General features: G+C 50.5%; 25 protein-coding genes, 2 tRNA genes and 1 pseudogene. 20 read left to right on the forward strand and 8 right to left on the reverse strand.

Annotated features, from left to right (window positions below; genetic code table 11):
• Positions 1-226: 226 nt before the first annotated feature.
• Both Q0J41_RS07650 and Q0J41_RS07655 read right to left on the reverse strand, forming a co-directional pair.
• A tRNA-Gln gene (locus Q0J41_RS07650) sits at positions 227-299 on the reverse strand.
• Positions 300-304: 5 nt separating this feature from the next.
• A tRNA-Glu gene (locus tag Q0J41_RS07655) sits at positions 305-376 on the reverse strand.
• A 169-nt stretch (positions 377-545) separates the two neighbouring features.
• On the opposite strand from Q0J41_RS07655, the gene Q0J41_RS07660 reads away from it, so the two are divergent.
• Together Q0J41_RS07660 and Q0J41_RS07665 are read left to right on the forward strand one after the other, a co-directional pair.
• The gene (locus tag Q0J41_RS07660; protein ID WP_296228083.1) at positions 546-1550 is read left to right on the forward strand and encodes a serine hydrolase; all 1005 of its coding nucleotides are present in this window, start codon (positions 546-548) and stop codon (positions 1548-1550) included.
• Between the two features lie 22 nt (positions 1551-1572).
• A complete protein-coding gene (locus Q0J41_RS07665) occupies positions 1573-1824 on the forward strand; it encodes a hypothetical protein (RefSeq protein WP_003619086.1) in 252 nt (83 codons plus the stop codon).
• 61 nt (positions 1825-1885) lie between these two features.
• Here the strand turns inward: Q0J41_RS07665 and Q0J41_RS07670 are convergent, their stop codons facing one another.
• The gene (locus Q0J41_RS07670; RefSeq protein WP_296228089.1) at positions 1886-3241 is read right to left on the reverse strand and encodes a Mur ligase family protein; all 1356 of its coding nucleotides are present in this window, start codon (positions 3239-3241) and stop codon (positions 1886-1888) included.
• A 140-nt stretch (positions 3242-3381) separates the two neighbouring features.
• On the opposite strand from Q0J41_RS07670, the gene Q0J41_RS07675 reads away from it, so the two are divergent.
• From Q0J41_RS07675 to Q0J41_RS07760, 18 genes are all read left to right on the forward strand, one after another.
• Positions 3382-3984 (forward strand): thymidine kinase, encoded by a 603-nt coding sequence (locus Q0J41_RS07675; RefSeq protein WP_296228091.1) that lies wholly within the window; start codon positions 3382-3384, stop codon positions 3982-3984.
• A gap of 23 nt (positions 3985-4007) precedes the next feature.
• Positions 4008-5093: a peptide chain release factor 1 gene (prfA, locus tag Q0J41_RS07680; RefSeq protein WP_296228093.1), complete on the forward strand. Its 1086-nt coding sequence runs from the start codon at positions 4008-4010 to the stop codon at positions 5091-5093.
• On the forward strand, positions 5086-5928 hold the full coding sequence (gene prmC / locus Q0J41_RS07685) for a peptide chain release factor N(5)-glutamine methyltransferase (RefSeq protein ID WP_296228095.1): 843 nt from the start codon (positions 5086-5088) through the stop codon (positions 5926-5928). Before prfA ends, prmC begins: the two co-directional genes overlap by 8 nt.
• On the forward strand, positions 5928-6923 hold the full coding sequence (locus tag Q0J41_RS07690) for an L-threonylcarbamoyladenylate synthase (protein WP_296228097.1): 996 nt from the start codon (positions 5928-5930) through the stop codon (positions 6921-6923). The genes prmC and Q0J41_RS07690 overlap by 1 nt, the downstream gene beginning before the upstream one ends.
• A gap of 99 nt (positions 6924-7022) precedes the next feature.
• A complete protein-coding gene (gene upp / locus Q0J41_RS07695) occupies positions 7023-7652 on the forward strand; it encodes a uracil phosphoribosyltransferase (RefSeq protein WP_296228100.1) in 630 nt (209 codons plus the stop codon).
• A gap of 109 nt (positions 7653-7761) precedes the next feature.
• Positions 7762-8481: a F0F1 ATP synthase subunit A gene (gene atpB, locus Q0J41_RS07700; RefSeq protein WP_296228102.1), complete on the forward strand. Its 720-nt coding sequence runs from the start codon at positions 7762-7764 to the stop codon at positions 8479-8481.
• 18 nt (positions 8482-8499) lie between these two features.
• Positions 8500-8727, forward strand: a complete 228-nt coding sequence (gene atpE / locus Q0J41_RS07705; RefSeq protein WP_296228104.1) for a F0F1 ATP synthase subunit C — start codon at positions 8500-8502, stop codon at positions 8725-8727.
• 55 nt (positions 8728-8782) lie between these two features.
• Positions 8783-9289 carry a F0F1 ATP synthase subunit B gene (gene atpF, locus Q0J41_RS07710; RefSeq protein ID WP_296228106.1) on the forward strand — a complete coding sequence of 169 codons (507 nt, stop codon included), beginning with the start codon at positions 8783-8785 and terminating at the stop codon, positions 9287-9289.
• A complete protein-coding gene (gene atpH, locus Q0J41_RS07715) occupies positions 9289-9831 on the forward strand; it encodes an ATP synthase F1 subunit delta (RefSeq protein WP_296228107.1) in 543 nt (180 codons plus the stop codon). Before atpF ends, atpH begins: the two co-directional genes overlap by 1 nt.
• Positions 9832-9853: 22 nt before the next feature.
• The gene (atpA, locus tag Q0J41_RS07720; RefSeq protein WP_270448245.1) at positions 9854-11365 is read left to right on the forward strand and encodes a F0F1 ATP synthase subunit alpha; all 1512 of its coding nucleotides are present in this window, start codon (positions 9854-9856) and stop codon (positions 11363-11365) included.
• Between the two features lie 10 nt (positions 11366-11375).
• The gene (locus Q0J41_RS07725; RefSeq protein WP_296228110.1) at positions 11376-12338 is read left to right on the forward strand and encodes a F0F1 ATP synthase subunit gamma; all 963 of its coding nucleotides are present in this window, start codon (positions 11376-11378) and stop codon (positions 12336-12338) included.
• A 19-nt stretch (positions 12339-12357) separates the two neighbouring features.
• Positions 12358-13797: a F0F1 ATP synthase subunit beta gene (atpD, locus tag Q0J41_RS07730; RefSeq protein WP_296228112.1), complete on the forward strand. Its 1440-nt coding sequence runs from the start codon at positions 12358-12360 to the stop codon at positions 13795-13797.
• 11 nt (positions 13798-13808) lie between these two features.
• Positions 13809-14249 carry a F0F1 ATP synthase subunit epsilon gene (locus Q0J41_RS07735; protein ID WP_296228114.1) on the forward strand — a complete coding sequence of 147 codons (441 nt, stop codon included), beginning with the start codon at positions 13809-13811 and terminating at the stop codon, positions 14247-14249.
• A gap of 47 nt (positions 14250-14296) precedes the next feature.
• Positions 14297-14527, forward strand: a complete 231-nt coding sequence (locus Q0J41_RS07740; RefSeq protein ID WP_296228116.1) for a DUF1146 family protein — start codon at positions 14297-14299, stop codon at positions 14525-14527.
• Between the two features lie 85 nt (positions 14528-14612).
• Entirely contained in the window at positions 14613-15602 is a 990-nt protein-coding gene (locus tag Q0J41_RS07745) for a rod shape-determining protein (protein WP_003611418.1), read from the forward strand.
• A 2-nt stretch (positions 15603-15604) separates the two neighbouring features.
• A complete protein-coding gene (gene yidD / locus Q0J41_RS07750) occupies positions 15605-15892 on the forward strand; it encodes a membrane protein insertion efficiency factor YidD (protein ID WP_003617406.1) in 288 nt (95 codons plus the stop codon).
• A 12-nt stretch (positions 15893-15904) separates the two neighbouring features.
• On the forward strand, positions 15905-16132 hold the full coding sequence (locus Q0J41_RS07755) for a DUF2969 domain-containing protein (protein ID WP_002880076.1): 228 nt from the start codon (positions 15905-15907) through the stop codon (positions 16130-16132).
• Between the two features lie 24 nt (positions 16133-16156).
• Positions 16157-17347, forward strand: coding sequence for an FtsW/RodA/SpoVE family cell cycle protein (locus tag Q0J41_RS07760; RefSeq protein ID WP_296228125.1), 1191 nt, complete (start codon positions 16157-16159; stop codon positions 17345-17347).
• A 73-nt stretch (positions 17348-17420) separates the two neighbouring features.
• Here Q0J41_RS07760 and Q0J41_RS07765 read toward each other — a convergent pair whose 3' ends face one another.
• The 5 genes and pseudogenes from Q0J41_RS07765 to rpsD all read right to left on the reverse strand — a co-directional run bounded on the left by Q0J41_RS07765 (position 17421) and on the right by rpsD (position 21121).
• On the reverse strand, positions 17421-17882 hold the full coding sequence (locus Q0J41_RS07765; RefSeq protein WP_296228127.1) for a universal stress protein: 462 nt from the start codon (positions 17880-17882) through the stop codon (positions 17421-17423).
• A 57-nt stretch (positions 17883-17939) separates the two neighbouring features.
• Positions 17940-18224, reverse strand: a complete 285-nt coding sequence (locus Q0J41_RS07770) for a hypothetical protein (RefSeq protein ID WP_296228129.1) — start codon at positions 18222-18224, stop codon at positions 17940-17942.
• 351 nt (positions 18225-18575) lie between these two features.
• Positions 18576-19880, reverse strand: coding sequence for a replication-associated recombination protein A (locus Q0J41_RS07775; RefSeq protein ID WP_296228131.1), 1305 nt, complete (start codon positions 19878-19880; stop codon positions 18576-18578).
• Positions 19877-20385: pseudogene (locus tag Q0J41_RS07780) on the reverse strand (YueI family protein). Before Q0J41_RS07780 ends, Q0J41_RS07775 begins: the two are co-directional and overlap by 4 nt.
• Before the next feature lie 124 nt (positions 20386-20509).
• Positions 20510-21121: a 30S ribosomal protein S4 gene (gene rpsD, locus Q0J41_RS07785; protein WP_270448230.1), complete on the reverse strand. Its 612-nt coding sequence runs from the start codon at positions 21119-21121 to the stop codon at positions 20510-20512.
• Positions 21122-21129 lie beyond the last annotated feature (8 nt).

Raw genomic sequence — 21129 nt, forward strand, 5'->3', positions numbered from 1 at the left:
ACTGGCAAAAAGCAGAGCAAAAGCTTTCTCTGTACGAATTTAAGTAAAAAGAGGCTGGCAAGCCCTATCCCTCCACCCATTGAAATAGGTGGAATCCCGGGCTTGCCAGCCATTGACAATCATTGAAAAGAAGAAAAAGTGCTAGACGGGAGCTAGCACTTTTTCATTTGATCTGAAAAGGACAAGAAAAAAGGCAAGCTCCAGAGGAACTTGCCTTTCGGTATTATTGCGATGTCCGGGCTCGAACCGGAACATTATGGATTCAGAGTCCACTGCCTTACCAATTTGGCTACATCGCAGTAAATCACCCGTACGAGAATTGAACTCATGACTCCACCTTGAGAGGGTAGCGTCTTAACCACTTGACCAACGGGCGAAGTTTGTGTTCGAATTACCGACATTCATTATTATGCTTTCTTTGCAAGAAAAAGTCAAGGCTCCAGACAAAAAAAGTCTAAAATTTTTTCAGGCTGGCTTGGAAAGGCTGAAAACTGCCGTATAATAGAGCTAATTGCCTGTTCGGGCCTTTTAGAAAGGAGTCACGCTTGCTTAATTTTCCTAAAACCCAGCTGCTGATTGAAAGCCTGGTTTCTGAAAGAATTGTTCCCGGAGTCAACTACGCCCTTTTAAAAGGGGACCAGGTCTTTGCCTCGACCTTGGGCTTTGCCAGCATCTACCCGGCCAAAAGCCAGCTGAGCCCCTTTGCCTACTATGACTTAGCCAGCTGCACCAAGGTTTTGGCCACGACGGCTGCTTTCTTGCAGCTGAGGGAAGAGGGAAAGATTGACTTTGCTGACTCCTTGCAAAAATACGTGCCAGAATTCAAGGACGGCCGGGTCCGGCTCAGCCATCTTTTGACCCATACTTCTGGCATCCGGGGCTGGATCGAAAACCGGAACGCCTTGTCCGGTCCGGAATTAATGAGGGCGATCGTGGGCTTGCCGGTGACCAGCGAGTTTAACCGGGTGGTTCGCTACGCTGATACCAACTTCGTCCTTTTAGGCCTGGTTTTAGAGCGGATTACAGGCAAAGCAGTCCAGGATCTGGCCAGCGAGCGGATCTTTCAGCCGGCTGGCTTGATGGAAACGACTTTTGCCCCGCCAAAAGAGGAGTGCGTGCCAACGGAACTAGTTGACGGCCAGGTCATTCAAGGCTTTGTTCATGACCCTAAGGGCCAGCAACTGGGCCGGCGGTGCGGGTCAGCTGGCCTGTTCAGTACCGTCAGCGACCTGGTCAAAATGGGGCAGGGCTACATGGGGGTCAGTGACCTTTTGCCATTAAAGAGAGAGACGATCCAGGACCTCTACCAGGTCAAGACACCAGCGGGGTTAAAGGCCCGGTCCTGGGGCTGGAACCTGCTCTTTGACCCTAAGGAAAACTATCCCATTATCTACCACACCGGTTTTACCGGCACTTTGGTCTTGTTTGACCAGGTCAAGCAGTCCGGCTTGATTCTTTTGACCAACCGGGTTCACCCTTCCCGGCATAATCAGATCTTTTTGACCATGCGCAGCCGGATCATCAACGCTTTTTTGCAGGAAAACCGCTAGCTAGAAAGAGGAGCAAAATCACATGAAATTAAGCAATAAGCAAAAGGGCTGGCTGCTTTTAGCTGTCTATGGCCTGGTCATCATCATCCTGGGCCGTTTTAACAGCCGGATGTCGCCTTATTATGCCATCACCGCTATCGCGGCGTTTGCCGTGGCCCTAATCGAGGGCCTGCTTTTTGCCTTTAGCAAGAACGCGACCTACAAGGCGGTTGCCTTTTTTGCCGGCTTGGTTGCCTTGATCAACGTAGTCGCCGTCTTAACCACGGCAATTTAAAAAATCCCGCGGCTGACCGCGGGATTTTTATTTACTCTTTTACTTACTTGCTTTGCGTATACTAGTTGATTCTTCTCTTCAAGACGCCCTTGTCGGCAAAGACCTGCCGCAGGTGCAACATGGCCGTGTAGGTTGAGAGAATGTAGATCTTGTCAGTCGGCGCCTTTGCAAAAGCGGCCAGCAGCTGGTCAAAGTCGCTTTCAATGACCATCTTGTCCGGGTCAAAGCCGGCAACTTCCAGGCGGAAGGCCATGTCCTTGTGCCGCTCACCGCCGACGATAACCTGGTCGATCTTGGCCCGGTCCAGGCTTTCAAAGTTTCCGTCCCAGATCCAGCTGGTGTCGATGCCGTCAGCGTGGTGGGCGTTTAAGAGGGCAGCCAGGCTGTAGTGGTCCTTTTCCGTGTCCAGGAGGCTGAGGACTTCGTTTAAGCCGACCGGGTTCTTGACCAAGATGATGTTGATCTGCTTGCCCTGGTAGTGGATCAGTTCCTGGCGGCCGAAGATGCGCTTGTTTTTGGCAAAAGCCGCCGCGATTTCATTGGCGGAAACGCCGAATTCTCTGGCGCAGGCAAAGGCAGCCAGGGCGTTGTAGATGTTGTAGGTACCGCCGATGTTGATGGCGAATTCCTTGCCTTCAATGGTGAACGTGATCCGGCTTGGGGTCTGCTCGCTGATTTCTTCCAGCTTGTAGGTCAAATCCGGCCGCTTGTAGCCGCAGTTCGGGCAGAAGAAGTCACCTAGGTTAGCATAGGAAATTGCGTGGTAGTGCAGGATATGCTCGCACTTAGGGCAGAGGACCCCGTCAGTGTTGACGGCCGCCTTGAGGCCGTTTTGCGGTTTGTCCTGGTCAGTTTCAAAGCCAAAGAAGACTTTTGGATTCGGCAGGTCGACTGAAGAGAAGATGCTGGCGTCCCCGTTAGCGATGATGGTTGCCTCTGGTGCCAGCTTGATGCCGTTGACGATCTTTTCATAGGTCGTGTAGATTTCCCCGTAACGGTCCATCTGGTCTCTGAAAATATTGGTCAAGACAAAGGCCTTGGGGTGGACCAACTGGGTTACAGCCTTGACATTGGCTTCATCGACTTCCAAAACGGCCAGTTTCCGGCTGCTTTTTTTCTGGCCATGAGCCAAAAAGGCGGTCACGATCCCCTGGGCCATGTTGGAGCCGGAGGGGTTGGTCAAAATGTCACCGTATTTTTCCTTCAAGGTCTGGGTGATGAGGGCCGTGGTCATGGTCTTGCCGTTGGTCCCGGTAACGATAATGGTCTCGTAGTCCTTGCCCAGCTGCTCAAGGACGTTTGGGTCAAGCTTCATGGCCAGCTTGCCGGGGAAGCTGGTCCCGCCCTTCAAGACATTGTGCAGGAACCAGTAAGATGACTTGCCGGCAAAAGTTGCGATGTTGGATTTAAAACTCATGATTAACTCCCTATTCTGCATTAAAACTATGATAAATCTTACCATAAGACGGAAAGTTTAGCGGGGAAAATGCGACGCTTTTAAACTTTTGCAAAATACACTATACTTATTTGAGCGAGATTAATACAAAGGTGGAGAATATGGCACAGTTTTTTTTCGAATACGGAGCGATGGGCAGCGGCAAGACGATTGAAATCTTGAAGGTTGCCCACAACTACGAAATTCAAGGACGCAAGGTGGCTTTATTGACCAGCAGTGTTGATACCCGGTCTGGCCGCGGCGTGGTGGCTTCCCGGATCGGGCTCAGCCGCAGCGCCCAGCCGATTGAGCCGGACCTGGACCTCTTTGAATACATCGCGGCTTTGAACCAGCAAGAGCAGGAGTCTGACGGCCACCCCTTAGCGGCGGTCTTGATCGATGAGGCCCAGTTCTTAAAAAAGGACCAGGTCATCCAGTGTGCCCGGGTCGTGGACGACTTGCACATTCCGGTGATGGCCTTTGGCTTGAAGAATGATTTTCAGAACCATCTTTTTGAAGGCAGTGAGTATCTTTTGCTTTATGCTGATAAAATAGAAGAGATGAAGACGATTTGCCACTTTTGCGGGCACAAGGCAACCATGGCCCTGCGCTACAAGGACGGTTTGCCCGTCTATGAGGGCGAGCAGGTGCAGATTGGCGGCGACGAGGCCTACTACCCGGTCTGCCGTTTCCACTATTTCCACCCCGATCAGGCAAGAGACTAGTTTTTATTGGAAGGATTGATTAAATGGATAATGTAATGGCACAGCTAGAAAGCTTGGAAGTGCGCTATGAAGAAATTCAGGAAATGATGGCGGACCCGGAAGTCATCGCTGACACCAAGCGCTACATGGAAATTACCAAGGAAGAAGCTGACATGCGGGAAGTCGTGCAGAAGTTCCGCAAGTTCAAGGCCGACAAGGAAGAAATCGCCGGCAACAAGGAAATCATCGCTGACGGTTCAGACGCTGAGCTGGTTGAGATGGCCAAGATGGAAAACTCGGAGCTGGAAGATGAAATCAGCCAGCTGGAAAACGAAATCAAGATCTTGATGCTGCCAAAGGACCCTAACGATGATAAGGACATCATCATGGAAATCCGGGGGGCAGCCGGCGGAGATGAAGCTTCCCTGTTCGCGGGCGACCTTTTGCGGATGTATGAAAAGTACGCGGAAAACCAAGGCTGGAACGTCTCGATTGTCGACAGCGAACAAACTGAAGTTGGCGGCTACAAGCGGGTGGACATCATGATTACCGGCAGCAAGGTCTACTCCAAGCTGAAATATGAAAACGGGGCCCACCGGGTGCAGCGGATTCCAGTAACTGAATCTGCCGGCCGGGTGCACACTTCAACTGCCACTGTTGCCGTCATGCCAGAATATGAGCAAGTCGACATCGACCTTGATCCAAAGGACATCCGGGTGGACGTCTACCGGTCATCCGGTGCGGGCGGTCAGCACATCAACAAGACTTCCAGTGCCGTCAGAATGACCCACTTGCCAACTGGTATTGTAGTTGCCATGCAGGACCAGCGGTCCCAGCAGCAAAACCGGGCCAAGGCCATGGAAATTTTGAAGTCCCGGGTTTATGACTACTACGAAAGCCAGAACCGGGACAAGTATGACGCCAAGCGGAAGAATGCGGTCGGGACTGGTGACCGGTCTGAAAGAATCAGAACCTACAACTATCCGCAAAACCGGGTGACTGACCACCGGATCGGCCTCACTTTGAACAAATTGGACCGGATCATGAACGGGGAACTGGACGAAGTCATCGATGCTTTGACGGTTTACTACCAAACCAAGCAATTAGAGGAGCTGGCAGAAAATGCCTAAGAGTTTACGAGAAATGCGGATTGAGGCCAGTGAACTGGCTGAAAGCGCCCGGAACGAGGAAATCGACTTTCTTTTGGCTGAACGGCTGGGCCTGACACCAAGCCAGTTTCAGCTTAAGCAGGAAATGGAATTGTCTGACAGCGAAGTCAAGCAGGCCAGAAAGGACATGAAGCGCCTGGCTAAAGGGGACTCACCCCAGTATATCCTGGGCTATGCCTGGTTTTTAGACTACCGCTTGCGGGTGGCCAAAGGCGTGCTTATTCCCCGCTTTGAAACCGAAGAATTGGTTGAATGGGCCCTGGCGCACTTAAAAGACGGCGATACTGTCCTTGACCTGGGAACCGGGTCAGGCAATATTACGGTGGCCCTGGCCAAGGAAGCTGAAAGCAAGGGGATCAAGGACCTGCATTTTTACGCCAGTGACATTAAGGACACCCCGCTCAGAATCAGTGAAGAGAACTTTTTGGACTACGGCCTGGACGTAACCACCCGCAAGGCCAATGTTTTGCTGGGCCTGGGCAAGTTTGACCTGATCATTTCCAACCCGCCTTATATCAAGCCCAGTGAGAAGAACATGATGGACAAGAGCGTTCTGGCCAATGAGCCGGAAGAAGCCTTGTTCGGCGGCCAGGATGGCCTGGCCTTTTACCGGAAGTTCGCTGAAGAAGTCAGAGACCACTTAAATCCGGGCGGCCGCTTCTTCATGGAATTCGGCTTTAGCGAGGAAGATGAGCTGAAGACCCTGTTTGCTGAAAAATTGCCGGACTTTAAGGTGGAATTCCGCCGGGACATGGCCGGCAAGCCGCGGATGTTGTTTGGGGAGTGGCAGAAATAATGGAAACCAAGATTTTTAAACGGGAACAATTAGATGAAGCAGCCCGCCTGCTTGGGCAAGGAGAATTAGTTGCCTTTCCGACGGAAACTGTTTATGGCCTGGGGGCTTTGGCCACCCGGGATGATTCAGTCAAAAAGGTTTACGCGGCCAAGGGCCGGCCTAGCGACAACCCCTTGATCGTGACCGTGGCTGACGAAGCCATGATGCGGCCTTACGCTAAGGAAGTGCCGGAGCGGGCAGAGAAGTTGATCAAGCATTTTTGGCCTGGTCCTTTGACCATCCTGCTTTTTGCCAAAGAAGGGGCCCTGCCGGAATCAGTAACCGGGGGCCTGCCAACTGCTGCCTTCCGCTGCCCGGATGACCAGCTGACCCATGACTTGATTGCCAAGCTTGGCTACCCAATCGTCGGGCCTTCAGCCAACACTTCAACCAAGCCGAGTCCAACCACGGCCCAGCATGTCTATCATGACTTAAAGGGCAAGATTGCCGGGATTGTTGATGGCGGTGAAACTGAAGTGGGCCTAGAATCAACCATCGTCGACTTGTCAGTTAATCCAGCGGTCGTTTTGCGGCCAGGCAAGATCACCCCAGAAGAAATCAGTCAGGTTTTAGGCGAAGAAGTTTTGATCAACCGGGGCCAGGTAAGTGACAAAGACGTGCCGAAGGCGCCGGGGATGAAGTACCGCCATTACGCGCCAAGTGCCCAGGTTTACGTGGTCGACCAGGCGGAAACTTTTGCCAAGCTGGACCTGGATGCTTCCTGCGGGGTCATGGCAACTAGTGACCTTTTGGAAAAATTACCAGTTCCTGAGGAAAATAAGTTCAATTTAGGCAAAAATCTGACAGAGGCTGATCACAACCTGTTTGCCGGCCTCCGCTATTTTGACGACCGGCAAGAAATTAAAACTATTTATGTAGAGGGCTTTGATCAAGGAGAGGAAAGCCTGGCCTACATGAACCGGTTAAACAAGGCTGCTGGCGGCCATCATGTCTAACCTGGACGATTTGATGCTTGTAAAAAAGAAATGGCTTTAAACCATTTCTTTTTTTATTTATAATAGAGAGGACATGGTATTTTTGAATGGAGGAACTATATGGGAAAGTTCACTGTGTTAAACCATCCATTGATTCAGCACAAGCTGACGATTATTCGCCGCAAGGAAACTGGATCAAATGAATTTCGGAGAATCGTTGGCGAAATTGCTGGTCTGATGACCTACGAAATCACCCGCGACCTGCCTTTGCAAGACGTTGAAATCGAAACGCCAATGGGCAAGACGGTGCAAAAGGAACTGGCCGGCAAGAAATTGACCATCGTGCCAATCCTGCGGGCCGGCATGGGCATGGTCAACGGGGTTTTGGAAATGATTCCGTCAGCCAAGGTCGGTGTCGTTGGCATGTACCGTGACGAAGAAACCTTGAAGCCGGTAGAATACTTCTTCAAGGTTCCTAAGGACGTTACGGAACGTGAATGCCTGGTTGTTGACCCGATGCTGGCTACTGGCGGTTCCGCCAACCTGGCTATCGAAGCTTTGAAGAAGCGGGGCGTGACTGACATCAAGCTGGCTGTCCTGGTTGCTGCTCCAGAAGGCGTTAAGGCTGTGCAAAACGAACATCCGGACGTTGACATTTACGCGGCTGCCCTTGATGACAAGCTCTTGCCAAACGGCTACATCTTCCCAGGTTTAGGGGATGCAGGTGACCGAATCTTTGGGACTAAATAATTAAAAAAGTCGCTATAAAAGCGATTGCAAAAGTTCCAATTCATTTTTATTGGTGTACAATAAATGACGTGTTCGAAGAATTCAACACAAGAAGGGAGGTCACGAAGAATTGGAGAAATCACTTGTCTTCAATATTAACGGTACCGGACTGAATGTCGACTTGGTCGGCATTATCGGTTCGACCTTGATGGCAATTGTGGTTTTTGCCATTTGTTACGCTCTTTCACGTAAAGTTGAAATGAAACCGAACAAGAAACAAAATGTCCTGGAATACCTGATCGATTTTACCGACGGGATTGTCAAGGACAACGTCGAAGACCCGGCTGCGCAAAAACATCTGTCTCTTTACGCCTTTGTTTTGTTCCTTTTCATCTTCTGCTTGAATCAACTAGGGTTGTTCTTGGAAGTGAAAGTCGGTGACTATATGGTCATCAAATCACCAACTGCTGATCCAGTGACGACGATGTCGTTCGCGATGATGACCTTGCTTCTGTCGTTTACCTTCGGGATTCAGAAATTTGGCACGAAGGGCTACCTGCAGAACTATGCACGTCCTGTCGGTTTTCTTTTGCCGATTAACATCATTGAAGAATTTACCAACTTCTTGACGTTATCGCTGCGTCTCTACGGTAATATTTTTGCGGGTGAAGTCCTGCTGACCCTGATTGGGAACCAGCTGGGGCCAAGCATGGGGATTGTAACCAGAATCCTGGCTGCGCCGCTCGCAATGATCTGGCAAGGTTTCTCTGTCTTCATTGGCTCTATCCAGGCGTATGTTTTTGTAACCCTTTCTATGGTTTATATTGGCAAGAAGGTTACACAAGAATAATTTTTCGGAGGTTTTATTATGACTACAGGTTTAAAGGATTTAGCTGCTGCACTTGTTGCTGGTATTGCTGCTTTGGCTGCTTCATGGGGGAACGGTAAGGTTATCTCAAAGACGATCGAAAGCATCGCCCGCCAACCAGAAAGTGCTGGTAACTTGAGATCAACTATGTTCATCGGTGTTGGTTTGATCGAAGCCGTTCCAATTTTGGCCATCGTTATCGCTTTCTTGATTTTGTTCCTGAAATAAAGTCTTTTTTAAGAAACTTTACTATCACTAATAAATTGAGAGAGAAGGATTGTCGATGGAATTTCAACCAGTATTCGCCGGCGCCGAAATCTCAATCGTTAATACCCTTTGGTATTTAATTGTATTTGCACTCTTGCTGGTTGCCGTTAAGCACTACGCTTGGGGCCCAGTTAAGGAAATGATGGAGAAGCGCCGTCAGAAAGTCATTGATGACTTGGATCAAGCTGCCAGCGACCGCAAGAAGGCTGAAACTTTGGCCAATGAACGGGAAGCAGCCTTGAAGAATTCAAGACAAGAAGCAACCCAGATTCTCTCCGATGCCAAGAGTAATGCGCAAAAGACCGGCAAGCAAATCGTCAGCGAAGCCAACGATGAAGCTTCCGCTATCCGGGAAAAGGCCAAGGCTGATGCAGCGCAAGCTAAGACTGATGCCTTGAACGAAGCCCGCGACGAAGTTGCTGATCTTTCTGTGACGATTGCGGAAAAGGTAATTGCTAAGAACTTATCTGCTGCTGATCAAAAAGAATTAGTTGATCAGTTCATTAAGGGGTTGAACGATTAATGGCCTTAAGTAGAGAAGAAACGGCAAGACGCTACGGAACAGCGATCTTTGATTTTGCCAAAGACAGCGGCAAGACTGAGCTCATGTACAGTGAACTGACTGAATTGAAGCAGGCAGTTCAAGCAGAGCCCCGTTTTGTCCAGGTTCTGAGCAATCCTGTTTTAGACGCTAAGCAAAAGAAGAATCTTTTAACGGCGGTTGAACAAGGCTTTTCTGCAGAGCTTCAAGAAGTTCTGAACTTCTTGCTTAGCTATGATCGTTTTGACAACTTGGTTGACATCATTGATTACTACATTCACCTGTACAATGTCGCCAACCACATCGGAACGGGTGTCGCTAAGACTGCAGTGAAGCTAGATGAAGATCAGCTGCAGCGCCTTGCAGACAGCTATGCCAAAAAGTATGGCTTGCAGGCACTTCATCTTGAAAATGAAGTTGATCCAGAAATTATCGGCGGCGTGGTCCTTGAGGTTGAAGGCCGCGTAATCGATGGCTCAGTAAAGCATCGATTGGAGAAAATCCGCGCCGTATTAACAAAGTAAGTATTATAAAGAGGTGAAACCATTGAGCATTAAAGCGGAAGAAATCAGCTCTTTAATCAAGCAGCAACTTGAACACTACGACGATAAGCTAGACATCGATGAAGTCGGTGTCGTAACTTACGTCGGCGATGGTATCGCCCGCGCTCACGGCTTGAACAATGTCTTGTCAAGTGAGCTTTTGCAGTTCGACAATGGTGCCTACGGTATTGCCCAAAACTTGGAAAGCAATGATGTTGGTATCATCATTCTGGGCAAGTTTGACGATATCCGGGAAGGCGACCGTGTTAAGCGAACTGGCCGGATTATGGAAGTTCCAGTTGGGGATGCTTTGATTGGACGGGTTGTGAATCCACTTGGTCAGCCAGTTGACGGCTTAGGCGAAATCAAGACTGACAAGACTCGGCCAATCGAGTCAAAGGCGCCAGGTGTTATGCAGCGGCAGTCAGTTAACCAGCCTTTGCAAACTGGTATCAAGGCCATTGATGCGCTGGTGCCAATTGGCCGTGGTCAGCGTGAGCTGGTCATCGGTGACCGTAAGACTGGTAAGACCAGTTTGGCGATCGACACCATTTTGAACCAAAAAGGGCAGGACGTAATTTGTATTTACGTCTCAATTGGTCAAAAGGAATCAACTGTCAGAGCACAAGTTGAAACCTTGAAGAAGCTGGGGGCGATGGACTACACCATCGTCGTTGAAGCCGGTCCGTCAGAACCAGCGCCAATGCTTTACATTGCGCCATATTCTGGGACCGCGATGGGTGAAGAGTTCATGTACGCTGGCAAGGACGTCCTGGTTGTCTTCGACGACTTGTCCAAGCAGGCTGTTGCTTACCGTGAACTTTCCCTGTTGCTTCGCCGGCCACCTGGCCGTGAAGCCTACCCAGGTGACGTCTTCTACCTGCACTCACGTTTGTTGGAACGGAGCGCTAAGCTGAGCAAGGAACTGGGCGGCGGCTCACTGACTGCCCTGCCATTCATTCAAACTGAAGCCGGGGACATCTCCGCCTACATTCCAACCAACGTTATTTCCATCACTGACGGACAGATCTTCCTGCAAAGCGACCTGTTCTTCTCAGGCACGCGTCCGGCCATCGATGCCGGGGCTTCTGTTTCCCGTGTCGGCGGGGCCGCTCAGATCCCAGCCATGAAGAAGGTTGCCGGTACTTTGCGGACCGACCTGGCTTCATACCGGGAACTGGAAAGCTTTGCCCAGTTCGGCAGTGACCTGGACCAAGCAACGCAAGCCAAGCTGGCCCGCGGCCGGCGGACCGTCGAAGTTTTGAAGCAGCCGCTGCACAAGCCGGTTGCCGTTGAAAAGCAGGTTGTCCTGCTTTACGCTTTGACCCATGGCTTTATGGACGCGGTACCAGTCGATGATATTGCTCGCTTTGAACAAGAACTTTACACCGACTTTGACGCCAACCATGCTGATCTGTTAGCTGAAATCAAGTCAACTGGCAAATTGCCAGATGAAAGCAAGCTTCAAGAAGCTATTCAACAATTTGCATCCAGCTTTTCATCAAGTAACAAATAGGAGGTAGACTATGCCTGCATCTTTACTTGAATTGAAGAAGAGAATTGCTTCTGTCAAGCAAACGAGTAAGATTACTGAAGCCATGCACATGGTTTCAGCAGCTAAACTGAATCAGACTGAAAAAAGAGACAAGGGCTACCAGGAATACAACCGGCTGCTCCACCAAACCGTGTCGCGGCTGATGAGTGCCAGCGTGATCAACCACTTGAATAAGGCCAACTACCGCCTGACGCAAGACAACATTGACTCCATCGATTACGATGACGTCTTTGGGATGGGGATCATTTCTGACATGATCAAGCCCCGGGCTGAAGTTCATTCCGTTGGCTACCTGGTAGTTACCGGTGACCGTGGTCTGGTTGGCTCCTACAACAGCTCAGTCATCAAGCAGATGATGAGCCTGGTGGCCGACGACAAGCTGCAGGGCAGAGAGTCCAAGATCCTGTCAATCGGCAGCGTTGGCTCCCAGTTCTTCAAGAAGAACAACTTGAACGTTGTCTATGAAAAAGACGGCGTTTCAGACGTGCCGACTTTCAAGGAAACCCTGCCGATCGTTTCAACGGCGATCAAGATGTACTTGAACGGCGTTTACGATGAACTGTACGTTTGTTACACCCACCACGTGAATTCTTTGTCTTCAGCCTTCCGGGCCGAAAAGATGCTGCCGATCGTCGACCTTGACATCGACACCGCGGAAGCCAAGGAAAGCAAGAAGATCGAATTTGAAGTTGCCCCTGACATTGACAGCGTTTTGGCAACCTTGCTGCCGCAATTCGCGCGGGCGGAAATCTATGGCGCCATTTTGGATGCCAAGACTGCCGAACACGCAAGTTCTATGACGGCTATGAAGAGTGCCACGGACAATGCCAAGGACCTTGTTTCTAGTCTTAGTTTGCAAATGAACCGTGCAAGACAAGCACAAATCACTACTGAATTGACTGAAATCGTCAGTGGTGCGAATGCACTTGAATAAGAGAAAAGGAGGTAGAAGTTTGAGTCAAGGTGAAATCGTTCAAGTAATCGGCCCTGTTGTCGACGTCAAGTTTCCAATTGGCAAAGACCTGCCAGACATCAACAATGCCTTGAAGGTCATCAAGTCTGACGAAGACTCGATTATTCTTGAAGTTACTCTTGAACAAGGCGATGGCGTTTTGCGCTGCATCGCGATGGAATCTACCGATGGCCTTCGTCGTGGGATGAAGGTTGAAGACACTGGGAGCTCAATTTCCGTACCAGTTGGTCCGGATACCTTGGGCCGGGTCTTCAACGTTTTAGGTCAACCGATTGATGGTGGTCCAGAATTTCCAGCTGACCACCCTCGCTCAGGGATCCACAAAGAAGCACCTAAGTATGATGAATTAACTACTAGCCGTGAAATCCTGGAAACTGGTATCAAGGTTATCGACTTGCTGGAACCATATCTGCGTGGTGGTAAGGTCGGTCTGTTCGGTGGTGCCGGGGTCGGCAAGACCACGATCATCCAGGAATTGATTCACAATATTGCCCAGGAACACAACGGTATTTCCGTCTTTACTGGTGTCGGGGAAAGAACCCGTGAAGGTAACGACCTTTACTTCGAAATGAAGGCATCCGGCGTTTTGGAAAAGACCGCCATGGTCTTCGGGCAGATGAACGAGCCGCCTGGTGCCAGAATGCGGGTCGCTTTGACCGGTTTGACGATCGCTGAATACTTCAGAGACGTTGAAGGCCAGGATGTGCTGCTCTTCATCGACAACATCTTCCGGTTTACCCAGGCCGGTTCCGAAGTTTCCGCCTTGCTGGGCCGGATTCCGAGTGCCGTTGGTTACCAGCCGACTTTGGCAACGGAAATGGGTCAATTGCAAGAAAGAATCACTTCCACCAAGAAGGGGTCAATCACCTCTATCCAAGCCGTTTACGTTCCAGCCGACGACTACACTGACCCAGCGCCAGCGACTACTTTCGCCCACTTGGACGCGACGACCAACTTGGAACGTAGCTTGGTAGAACAAGGTATCTACCCAGCCGTTGACCCGCTTGAATCAACTTCCAGTGCCCTGGACCCAGAAATTGTCGGCCAGGAACACTACGACGTTGCTACCCGGGTTCAGCACATTCTGCAACGCTACCGCGAACTGCAAGACATCATCTCAGTTTTGGGTATGGATGAATTGTCAGACGAAGAAAAGCTGATCGTTGCCCGGGCACGTAAGATTCAGTTCTTCCTGTCACAAAACTTCTTCGTTGCCGAAGTCTTTACCGGCGTTCCAGGCTCATATGTTCCAATCAAGGAAACGATCAAGGGCTTCAAGATGATCCTCGACGGCCATCTTGACGACTTGCCTGAAGATGCCTTCAGAGGCGTTGGCCCGATCGAAGACGTTTTGAAGAAGGCGCAAAAGATGGGGGTTACCCCAAGCGATCCGGAAGCAAAAGCCTTATTAGAAAAGTAGGTTGATGCATCATGGCAGAAGCAGAGAAACTGTTTAAGATCAATATCGTTACGCCAAACGGGTTAATCTATTCTCACCGTGGCAGCTCCGTCTCAATGCGGGCTATTGACGGCGACCGGCAGATCTTGTACAACCACCTGCCGATTTTAACTCCGCTCACGATTGGTGAAGTTCGGGTCCAACGCGGCGCCGATGTCGACCACAAGGTTGATCACATCGCCGTCAGCGGGGGGATCATCGAATTCGCCGACAATGTGGCAACGATTATTGCCGACAACGCAGAACGCGCGCGCAACATTGACCTCAGTCGGGCTGAAGCTGCCAAGCAGCGGGCCGAGGCGCACATCAAGGAAGCCAAGGAAAAGCACGACGAGCAGTCATTGGAACGGGCTCAAATTGCTTTGCGGCGGGCTGTAAACCGGATTCACGTTTACGACGCGCTGCACAAATAAGGGAAAAGAGCGGATTTATTCCGCTCTTTTTTTATGGTAGATTTTATATGAGACAACTTGGAATTCACGCAATCATCAGCTTGGTGATCTACTTTGTTTGCATTGCCTTAGCCTTTCATGCGATCAAAGCCGTCAGAATTGAGAAAATCATTCGGTCTAGCCGGGTCTTTGAGGCCCAGGTCTTCTTGATTTTCACGGCGATTGCCCTAGGCTATACGGTCGGCCAATTTTTGATCGCCTTGATAGATACTTCATTGCAATTGTCTAACCTGTTTTAAAGAATAGGTTAAAGCTAGGCGGAAGCCGCTATACAGAGGGCTTTTATGGTACAATTAAAATTAATATGTTATGGAGGAAATAGACGTGTCAAAAGATATTGGTATTGATTTGGGGACCGCAAACGTTTTGATCAACGTTTCCGGCAAGGGCATTGTGATCGACGAGCCATCCGTGGTTGCCGTGGATACGAACACCAACAAGGTGGTCGCTGTCGGCACCGAAGCTTATGAAATGGTTGGCCGTACTCCTGGCAACATCCGCGTTATCCGGCCTTTAAAGGACGGGGTAATTGCTGATTTTGACATTACTGAAGCCATGCTGAGCTACTTTATTGAGAAGCTGAACGTTAAGGGCTTCATGAGCAAGCCGAACATTTTGGTCTGCACCCCGACTGGCGTAACTTCAATTGAGCAAAAGGCCATCATCCAAGCCGCGGAGAAGTCAGGCGGCGGCAAGGTATACTTGGACTATGAGCCAAAGGTAGCAGCCGTTGGGGCAGGCCTGGACATTTTCAAGCCGCAAGGCAACATGGTCATCGACATCGGCGGGGGGACGACAGACATCGCCATCCTGTCCATGGGTGAAATCGTGACTTCCAAGTCCCTGCGCTATGCCGGGGACCGGATGAACCAGGCTATTGTCAACTACATCAAGGCTAACCACCAGCTCTTGATTGGGATGCGGACGGCTGAAGCCATCAAGATTGAAATTGGTGCCGCTACTGATCCAGACCCGGACGCAAGCATGAATGTCCGTGGCCGGGATACTATTGACGGCCTGCCAAAGCAGATCAAGGTAAACAGCTCTGAAGTAACCGAGGCCCTGCAAGAAGGCCTGCAAAGCATCATTGACACTACCAAGCAGGTTCTGCAGGAAACGCCGCCGGAATTATCCGCCGACATCATCGATCGCGGGATTATGATCACCGGTGGTGGCGCCTTGCTTAAGAACATCGACAAACTGATTGCCGACAGCCTGCAGGTTCCGGTCTTGATCGCTGAATCACCGCTTGAATCAGTTGCTTTGGGCACTGGCATCCTGCTGCAGCATATTGAAAAGCACGAACGTCACTAATAATGCGTCAAATAATGATTCTTCTAGTTCGCTTTTACCAGCGGGCAATCTCACCAATTTTGCCGGACAGCTGCCGTTTCTACCCGACCTGCTCCAGCTATATGATCACTGCTTTGGAAAAGCATGGTCCGCTTTTGGGACTGCTGATGGGCCTGGCGAGGATCCTGCGCTGCAATCCTTTTAACCGCGGCGGGGTGGATCCAGTACCGGACAAGTTTACTCTTTTGCGCAATCCCCACCCAGAAGAATATGAAGACGAAATTATTGCCAGGAAATTCCACAGTCACTAACGAGGAGGGAATATGTCAAGAAATCAAGAAAACATCGGAATCGAGGTCAACGAACTGTCTGGCCGCCGGGTACCGACTTGGGAAGTAGTCATTCCGAAGAAGCGCCAGATCGGCTTGATCGAACAGGTTGACGGCAAGTTCCGGGTAACCAGCAGCAAGTCCAAGAACGTGATGTTTGCCAAGAGCCTTGATGCCGGTATCAACGATCTGCTGGCCTACTTCACCTTGCACGAAAAATAATTTTTACGAATAAAGTGATAGTTAATGGCAAAAGTTCAAGAAGAAAGCAAATGGTATGACCGCATCGCCTGGGGAGTTATCATTCCCGTGGTCTTGTTGTCATTCGTCAGTTTCTATTCAATTTACAACGCGTCAGTCAATGACTCGACCTATGGGACGCCAACCAGAACAGTGGCCATGCAGATTGTCTGGTACACGGTTTCCTGGCTGATGGTGGCCTTCATCGTCCGCTTTGACGCCGAGCAGATCTTTAAGCTGGCCCCCTACCTATATGGCTTGGGGATCCTCATGCTGGTCGCGGTCCTCTTCCTGTATGACCGGACAACGGCTGCCAGCAGCGGGGCCAAGAGCTGGTTCGTCGTTGGGCCTGTCAGCTTCCAGCCTTCGGAAGTCATGAAGCCGGCCTTTATCCTGCAGCTGGCCCGGGTCGTCAAGGAGCACAATGAGCGTTACTCCCACAACCTTAGAAATGACTGGCTTTTGATCGGCAAGGTCATGGCCTGGTTTTTGCCGGTAGCCATGCTACTTATGCTCCAGCCTGACTTTGGGACCACCTTGGTCTTCGTGGCAATTACCGCGGGGATTCTCCTGGTTTCAGGGATTTCCTGGAAGATCATCATTCCGGTCTTTCTGCTCATGGTGCTTGTGGGCGTCGGCGTCATCCTCCTGGTCTTTACCAGTGAAGGGCAGACGATTCTGCGCCACTACTTCAAGACTTACCAGCTGGAGAGAATCAAGTCCTGGAGTGACCCGTCAGGGGACAACTCCAACAGCGCCTACCAACTCTGGCAGAGCATGAAGGCGATCGGGTCCGGGCAGATTTTTGGCAATGGCTTTAACAATATCAAAGTTTACGTGCCAGTCCGGAATTCAGACATGATCTTCTCCGTGGTCGGTGAAAGCTTCGGCTTTGTCGGCGGCGTAGCCTTGATCGGGATTTACTTCGTCTTGATCGTGCAGATGGTCAAGATCACTTTCTCGACCAAGAACGCCTTCTATTCATACGTGTCCACAGGGATTATCATGATGATTTTGTTCCACGTCTTTGAAAATATTGGTATGAGCATTGATTTACTGCCCCTTACCGGGGTGCCCTTGCCATTTGTTTCACAGGGTGGGTCCGCCTTGATCGGGAACATGATTGGGATCGGTCTGATCCTCTCGATGAAGTGGCACAACAAGGACTACATTTTCAGCACGGCTGGCGACTTTTAACTGAATTTTTGAGAGTATACGAAAACCGCCTCGGTCTATTTGACCGGGGCGGTTTTATTTTATTTCGCTGGACTTAGTCCAAGCCAGCCTTGTTGTGCCGAACGACCAAGATGTCGCAGTCAGCAGTTCTGGTGACGTATTCAGTCACGCTGCCGATGAGCAGACGTTCAACGGCGTTCAAGCCGGTCGCACCGACAACGATCAGGTCGATGTCGTGCTTCTTCGGGAATTCCCGGCTGATGATGGCCTTTGGTGAGCCGAATTCGATAGAGTAGTGGACTTCCTTGACGCCACTGTCTAAGGCAGACTGGTGGTACTTTTCCATCTTCTTCTTGGCGTCGTTGGAAACCTGCTCAACCATGGCTGAGTCAAAGCTGGAAATGTTTTGGAAGGCCCGCGTGTCGATAACGTGGAGAATTTCCAGGCTGGCGTTCATGTGCTTGGCAACCGTTACGGCCTTCTTGAAAGCCAGGTCAGCTTCCTTGGAACCGTCAACAGCTACTTGGATATGTTTGTATTGGTATTGTTTAGTCATTTTTGCCACCTCTTCCTGTCTCTATTTTACCAAAAAAATGAAAGCATTTTAATAAATTTACTGATTGTTTTGTGAAAGCAGGAGGGCGAAGATAAAAATTATCGCTGAGCCCAAAAAGAGGGTGATCAAGTTGAGGTACTTGTTGTCAAAGAAGAGCAAAACAATCCCTAAAACGCTGATCGCCAGCAGGGTCCAAGCGCAGATGGTCATCAAGCTGTGGAGCTCCGGAGAGCTGGAGACGTCAAAGACCAGGAAGGCGCCATTTCTCCGGTGCCAGAGGTACCAGGCGGTCAGCAGCAGGCAGGCGATAAAAATAATCATGAAAATACGGATGTAGAGCATCGGTTAAACTTTCTAGTTTTCAGAAGAAGTGAAAACACACTGAGTAAGCTAGCGGCAGAAATAAACAAAAAAAGCGGCCCGAAGGACCGCTGTTATTGTCTAAGAAAATCCGAGTTGACCAAAGCATAAATGGCGCTGTTGATCCCGTAAAAAATTCACAAAATCCGGCCCGTCGCGCAGTGAATATGGATTCTGCGTGAGCAGCATTCCGATTCAGTAGTTACTGACAGGCCACCACGTCCTTAAGTTTGATCGGTCAACTAATTACAAATAAGCTTTCTGACGATCAACTCAGATCACTTATTATAATATAGAACCCAGCAGCCTTTGTCAAGCATAAATGCAGCGCTTTCATTTTCCCTTAAGACCCGTTTTTTGCAGGTCATGCAGGCGCTGGTACTGGCTCTTAAAAGCCGCTTCAAACTTGCTTTCGCCCTTAGGAGCGAAATATTGCTTGCCTTGCAGGCGGTTAGGCAGATAAGCCTGGGCCACCCAGTCGCCCGGGTAGTCGTGAGGGTAAAGGTAGCCAGTCCCGTGGCCCAGCTTGCTGGCCCCCTTGTAGTGGGCGTCTTTCAGCTGGTCAGGAATCTGGCCGACATTACTCTGGCGGATGTCAGCTAAAGCCGCGTCAATGGCCGTCATTGCAGAATTGCTCTTAGGGGACAAGCAGAGCTCGATAACGGCGTTGGCCAGGGGGATCCGGGCTTCTGGCAGGCCCAGCTGCTGGGCCGTCTGTACGGCCAAAATAGCCCGCTCACAGGCCGGGGGATTGGCCAGGCCGATGTCTTCGTAGGCAATCACGCTGAGCCGGCGGCAGATTGAGACCAGGTCGCCGGATTCCAGCAGCCGGCCTAGGTAGTGCAGGCCCGCGTCAGTATCTGAGCCCCGGATGGACTTTTGAAAGGCGGATAAGAGGTCATAGTGGCCGTCCCCGTCAGCGTCAAAGTTTTGGATCTTCATTTGCAAAGAATCCGCCATATCATCCAGGGTGACCGTAAAGGAGGAGGCGTCTTTGCCCTCAGCTTCCAGTTCCTGCTTGGTCGACAGAACGGCCAGTTCCAGGCTGTTTAAAGTGGCTCGCAGGTCTCCGTTGCCTTTTTGCGCTAAAAATTCTCCTGCTTCTTTCGTCAGTTTGGCATGGTACTTGCCCAGACCTCTTTCTTCATCGGTCAAGGCCCGGTCAACAGCAGTCAAGATCTCTTCCTCAGTCAACGGCTTCAGTTCAAAAATCTGGCAGCGAGACCGGATGGCTGGGGAGATGGCCAGGTAGGGATTTTCCGTGGTTGCCCCGATCATGATCACCTGGCCGGATTCAAGCAGCGGCAAAAGGAAGTCCTGCTTGACTTTGTTGAGGCGGTGGATTTCATCCAGCAAAAGGACGACCGTCCCGCTCATCTTGCCTTCTGCGGCGACCTGGGAGAGTTCCTTTTGCCCGTCGGTAGCTGCGTTGAGCTGGCGGAAGGCGTACTTGCTACTGCCGGCGATCGCGCTGGCGATACTGGTTTTGCCAATACCAGGTGGACCGTACAGGATCATGGACGAGAGCTGCCGGGCTTCAACCATCCGGCGGATGATCTTTTTGGGACCGACCAGGTGCTGCTGACCGACGACTTGGTCGATGGACTGGGGCCTCATCCGGTAGGCTAAGGGCTTCATTTATTGCCCCCAAAGAATCTGGCCAAAAAGCCCTTTTTCTTTGGGGCCGGCAATTCTTCAGCCGGTAGCGGCGGGGCGTAGACTTGGGTTAGTTCGATCCGCATCCGGTTGATAGCCTTCTTGCTGACGACCAGAATGGCGGAATCGTCATCGCCTTTTCTGGCGCTTTCGTCATTGACCAGGCAGAAGGGAACCTGTTCCTTGCTGGCCCGGCTTTCAATCTGGGGCAGAAGGGAACCTGTTCCTTGCTGGCCCGGCTTTCAATCTGGCTGACGAAGGCCGGGTTGGGGGTGTTGGCGTTGATTAAAATGGTATAGCCCTTGTAGTCGGCAAAGTGGTCCATGAAGAGTTTGGTCAACTTGGCGTCTTCACAGTCTTTGATGGTCATGCGCACGAAAACCCGCTCCCTTAAAGAACCCAAAAAGCGCCGCCGCTCGTCGGGCTTGGTCTGCGGAGTAATGCCATTCGCGGCGTTTTCGACTCTTTTGGCTAAATCTTCAGTCATGGCTTAGTCCTTTCTAAAAATTAAAATTGTCTTTTTCTGGCTCTAAAGCATATTATAACTGAACTTTTTGGGCAAGAAAAAAGCCTTTCCCAAAACTGGGAAAGACTTTGAAGCCGAATTGATATTACAGCAACTTGTTGTAGTATTCAACAACCAGGGCTTCGTCAATTTCTGGTTCCATTTCGTCACGTTCTGGGAAACGAACCAATTGACCTTCCATCTTGTCTTCGTCAAATGAAACAAATGATGGACGTGAAGCAACAGCTTCCAAAGCGTCCTTAACTTGTTGCAGGTTCTTTGACTTTTCCTTCAAGCTAATGGTTTGACCAACTTTAACTTCGTATGAAGGAATGTCAACGCGCTTGCCATCAACAGTGATGTGGCCGTGGTTTACCAATTGACGGGCTTGTTCACGGGTAGTAGCCAAGCCGAGACGGTAAACAACGTTGTCCAAACGACGTTCAAGCAAGATCATGAAGTTGGTACCGTGTTGGCCTTCACGGATCTTACCAGCGCGGGCAAACAAAGTACGGAATTGACGTTCGTTCAAACCAAACATCCAGCGCAGCTTTTGCTTTTCGTGCAATTGCGTGCCGTATTCTGAAAGACGGCCGCGTTGGTTAGGACCGTGTTGACCTGGAGCGTATGAACGACGAGCAAGTTCCTTGCCAGTGCCTGACAAAGAAATACCCAATCTTCTTGACCGCTTCCAACTTGGACCAGTGTATCTTGACATATTAAAAT

Source organism: uncultured Lactobacillus sp. (genome assembly GCF_944327175.1).
Classification (GTDB): Bacteria; Bacillota; Bacilli; order Lactobacillales; family Lactobacillaceae; genus Lactobacillus.